The sequence below is a fragment of the Candidatus Magnetominusculus dajiuhuensis genome, from assembly GCF_046044395.1.
Classification (GTDB): Bacteria; Nitrospirota; Thermodesulfovibrionia; order Thermodesulfovibrionales; family Magnetobacteriaceae; genus Magnetominusculus; species Magnetominusculus dajiuhuensis.
On sequence record NZ_JBJUSG010000205.1, the window covers coordinates 1 to 3,686 of the forward strand.

Consider the following 3,686-nt stretch of genomic DNA (forward strand, 5'->3'; position numbering starts at 1 on the left):
CTTTGATCTCCCAATTCACTTCGCTTCTCATCTCTAATGGACAATCTGGGTTTATAGTACAATTATAACTTATACCAAGTTGCAGTCAAAGAAGTCATTCGGAGCATCCTTCGACAGGCTCAGGATGATTCGATTATTATGGGATGTCCTTAACTTCTATGATATTAATTTGGACAAAAACATACATTTCCGATTATGATAGGTATATCAGCTATGAAACCGATTAGATTATCAACAGACGCTGAACAACAGTTGCATTATAGAGGCATAGAGGTGAAGGCATGAGAATAACTTATGCTCCAGAAGCAGATGCCCTTTATATACGATTTATAGAGACCACCGTAACAACTGAGCATGTGGCTGAGGGTATTGCAGTTGATTATGATGTGGAAGGGCGAATTGCGGGGATTGAGATTTTAGACGCCGTAACGCTTGTTGGAAGTAAAGACGTTTTCGAGAAAATAACTTTAGAGGACTTAGCACTTCAGGGCAGATAAAATTGTGGATTCATTGAAAATTTCTGTCGGTAAAATACTTTTTCGGGATGAGTATATAATCCTGAAGAGGTTTTGGGTCTTTCCTGTCATGCTATGGGCGGGGCTTGTTGCCGCGTCGCTTGGCTGGAATTTATCTTCTGTAAAGCAGCAATCCATATCCACGGTCAAAAACCAGGCGCGCGCGATGTTTGAATTAATAGAGATGACACGATTGTGGAATTCGCGCCACGGCGGCGTATATGTGCCTATTACCGAAACTACCCCTCCAAATCCATACCTCAATGTCCCGGACAGGGAAATCATAACCAAAGAGGGCAAGAAATACACACTTATCAACCCCGCCTACATGACCCGCCAGATAAGCGAGATTGCAACCGAGCACGACGGCACCTTGTTTCACATTACAAGCCTGAAACCAATCAGGCCGGCAAACACACCAGACGAATGGGAATCTATGGCATTGAAGGGTTTTGAAGGAACAAACAATAAGGAAATCTTTGAACTGATTAAAACGAATTCAGGGGATGTATTCAGATATATGGCAGCTCTATACGTAAAAAAGCCGTGCATGAGATGCCATGAAATTCAGGGTTACAAGGTTGGAGAGATACGCGGGGGCATTAGTGTTACGATAAAGGCAGACCCGATATTGAAATCGTATCGCAGCAGCCTGAATAATATTATGGCCCTGCATATTGCGGTTTTTTTAATAGTGGCCGCCCTCATGCTCTATACCATGTCGCACAGGAGAAATCAGTTCTTAACTCTTCAGAAAGTGAATGTGCGATTAGGCGATGACATGATAGCGCTTCAGCAGATGTCAGATGAACTACGGGAAGGCGAAGAGCGTTTCAGGCTTATTGCTGAGAGTGTCAGCGACGTCATCTGGACGCTGGATGCCTCAATGGACAGTTTTACGTACGTAAGTCAATCAATTGCCGCCCTGCGGGGATTTACTGTTGATGAGGCCATCCATGAGACCTTCGCTGACGCCCTGACGCCGGAGTCTTACGCCTATGTCCGGGACACCCTGACACAAAAAATAGCGTGTTTCAGAAAATCAGGGAATATTGACTGCTTTTCGGAGAGGATTGAGGTAGAGCAGAGGTGCAAGGACGGCAGGATAATCCCCGTTGAGGTGGTAATCTCTGCGATAACCAACGCGGATGGGGACGTCAAGGAATTCGTGGGGATATCGCGCGACATAACACAACGCAAAAAGGAAGAGAATAAACTAAAATATAGCAGCACGCACGACTCCATGACAGGGTTATACAACCGTGCCTTCTTTGACGCCGAGCTGGAGCGTATCTCAAAGGGCGGACAGTTTCCGGTCAGCTTTATAGTGGCTGATTTAGACGGACTGAAGCGGGTGAATGACTCCATCGGGCATGAGGCCGGAGACCAGCTTATTAAGGGGGCAGCCGCGGTGCTCGATATGGCGTTTAGGGGAAGCGATGTAGTGGCGCGCACGGGGGGCGATGAGTTCATTATCATCCTTAGAGAGACTGACGAGGGTCTGTCGGCTAAATCAATAGAGCGCGTAAGGGCATATCAGGCGGAGTTTAATGAGAAAAACGAAGGACTGCCGGTGTCTATATCGCTTGGCGCGGCAACCGCCCATAGCGCCGGGGACATTGAAGCCGCCATCAAAGAAGCCGACAAACGAATGTATGAGGACAAGGTATCCCGCAAGCAGCAGCGTACCGGATAAATGCAATGTTTACTGATAATGGCAGGGCAAACGCATTTGAAAAATAAAGCAGAAGATACCTATGCAATAATTCCGGCTTTGTCCCTTGCCGTCATTCCAGCTTGTCCGGAATCTTCCCTTTAGTGGGAGTTTCATGATGATTGGGCATATTCTGAGGCATAAGGACAGATTCCAGACAAGCCGGAATGACAAAAATAAGGGCGGTGACAAAAATAAGGGAGGCAATTTCTAATGAGATTGCCCTGCAACCACACGGAACCGCCATTGACATTTAATGGTTGTATTTGGTTAACGACGGCAGGTATAATTAGGGGATGAGCGACGATAGGCCTGATAACGGCGGAGCCGGGGTTGTTATTTCAAATTACGATGTGGCCGCGTGGGCTATTGTTGCATTGTTGCTGTTTCTTGTTCTTAAGCTTCATCTGTTGGCCGCCCTACTAAGCGGGCTGCTTGTATTTGAGCTTATACATGCGCTTTCGTGTAAAATAAAGGTCAAGGGGCTAACTGGCCACGCCTCCAAGATGATAGTCATAGCGCTGCTTGGCGCTGTCATCGTAACGGTTGTGTTTTTTCTGGGGTTGGGTGCCGCTGGTTTTTTCAGAGGCAGCTCAGGTAATTACCCTGCCCTGCTTCAGAAGATGGCCGACATCATAGACAACTCTCTTAGTACGCTGCCCGAGTGGATAACGAATTACCTGCCATCGGACGCCGAGGGCGTCAAGAGCGCGGTCTCTGAATTACTGCGTAAACACGCTGCTGAACTCCAGTCCGCGGGTAAAGAGGCGGCCAAGACAGCCGCACATGTCCTCATAGGGATGGTTATGGGCGTGCTGGCAGCCCTGAACGAAATCAGCGATGAGCATGAGTGTGGACCGCTGGCAAAATCCCTGATGGGGAGTGTTTCGAAGGTTGCGGTGTCCTTCAGGCGTATCGTATTTGCACAGATGCGCATCTCGGCGATTAACACATGTTTAGCGGCACTCTACCTTGCGGTCATACTGCCCTTGTTTGGGGTGCATTTGGCCTTAATCAAGACAATGATAACGATAACGTTCCTTGTTGGCCTGCTGCCGGTTGTGGGGAATCTGATTTCCAACACCGTAATTATTGTTGTAAGTCTGAGCAATTCGTTTAACGTCGCCGCGGCGTCTATGGGGTTTCTGGTGGTGGTACATAAGCTGGAGTATTTCTTAAACGCCAAGATTGTCGGCACTCAGATAAAATCAAAGACATGGGAAATGCTCCTTGCGATGCTTGTGATGGAGGCGGCGTTTGGTCTTCCTGGAGTCATAGCCGCCCCAATATACTATGCCTATCTAAAGGAAGAGCTAATAGAAAAAGGGCTAATCTAAGCCGCGCGCCATTGCCATACCCGATCAGGGCAATCGCATTAGAAACTTACACCAGTAATTCCCTCTCCTGGATTCCCGCTTTCCAGACTGTGTCACAATAGTAAAGCAGCCCCCCCCCCT

The 3,686-nt window shown here is 47.8% G+C and carries 3 protein-coding genes; all 3 read left to right on the forward strand.

Annotated elements, in window-relative coordinates; translation table 11 throughout:
• The first annotated feature begins 281 nt into the window (after positions 1-281).
• The 3 genes from AB7D94_RS16780 to AB7D94_RS16790 all read left to right on the forward strand — a co-directional run bounded on the left by AB7D94_RS16780 (position 282) and on the right by AB7D94_RS16790 (position 3,566).
• Positions 282-497: a DUF2283 domain-containing protein gene (locus AB7D94_RS16780; RefSeq protein ID WP_420267217.1), complete on the forward strand. Its 216-nt coding sequence runs from the start codon at positions 282-284 to the stop codon at positions 495-497.
• A gap of 4 nt (positions 498-501) precedes the next feature.
• Positions 502-2,211, forward strand: coding sequence for a diguanylate cyclase domain-containing protein (locus AB7D94_RS16785; protein ID WP_420267218.1), 1,710 nt, complete (start codon positions 502-504; stop codon positions 2,209-2,211).
• 314 nt (positions 2,212-2,525) lie between these two features.
• The gene (locus AB7D94_RS16790; RefSeq protein WP_420267219.1) at positions 2,526-3,566 is read left to right on the forward strand and encodes an AI-2E family transporter; all 1,041 of its coding nucleotides are present in this window, start codon (positions 2,526-2,528) and stop codon (positions 3,564-3,566) included.
• Positions 3,567-3,686: the final 120 nt, after the last annotated feature.

Bases quoted from the DNA above. Each gene is read 5' to 3' on its own strand.
- AB7D94_RS16780 (WP_420267217.1), top strand. From the start codon at position 282: ATGAGAATAACTTATGCTCCAGAAGCAGATGCCCTTTATATACGATTT.
- AB7D94_RS16790 (WP_420267219.1), top strand. From the start codon at position 2,526: ATGAGCGACGATAGGCCTGATAACGGCGGAGCCGGGGTTGTTATTTCA.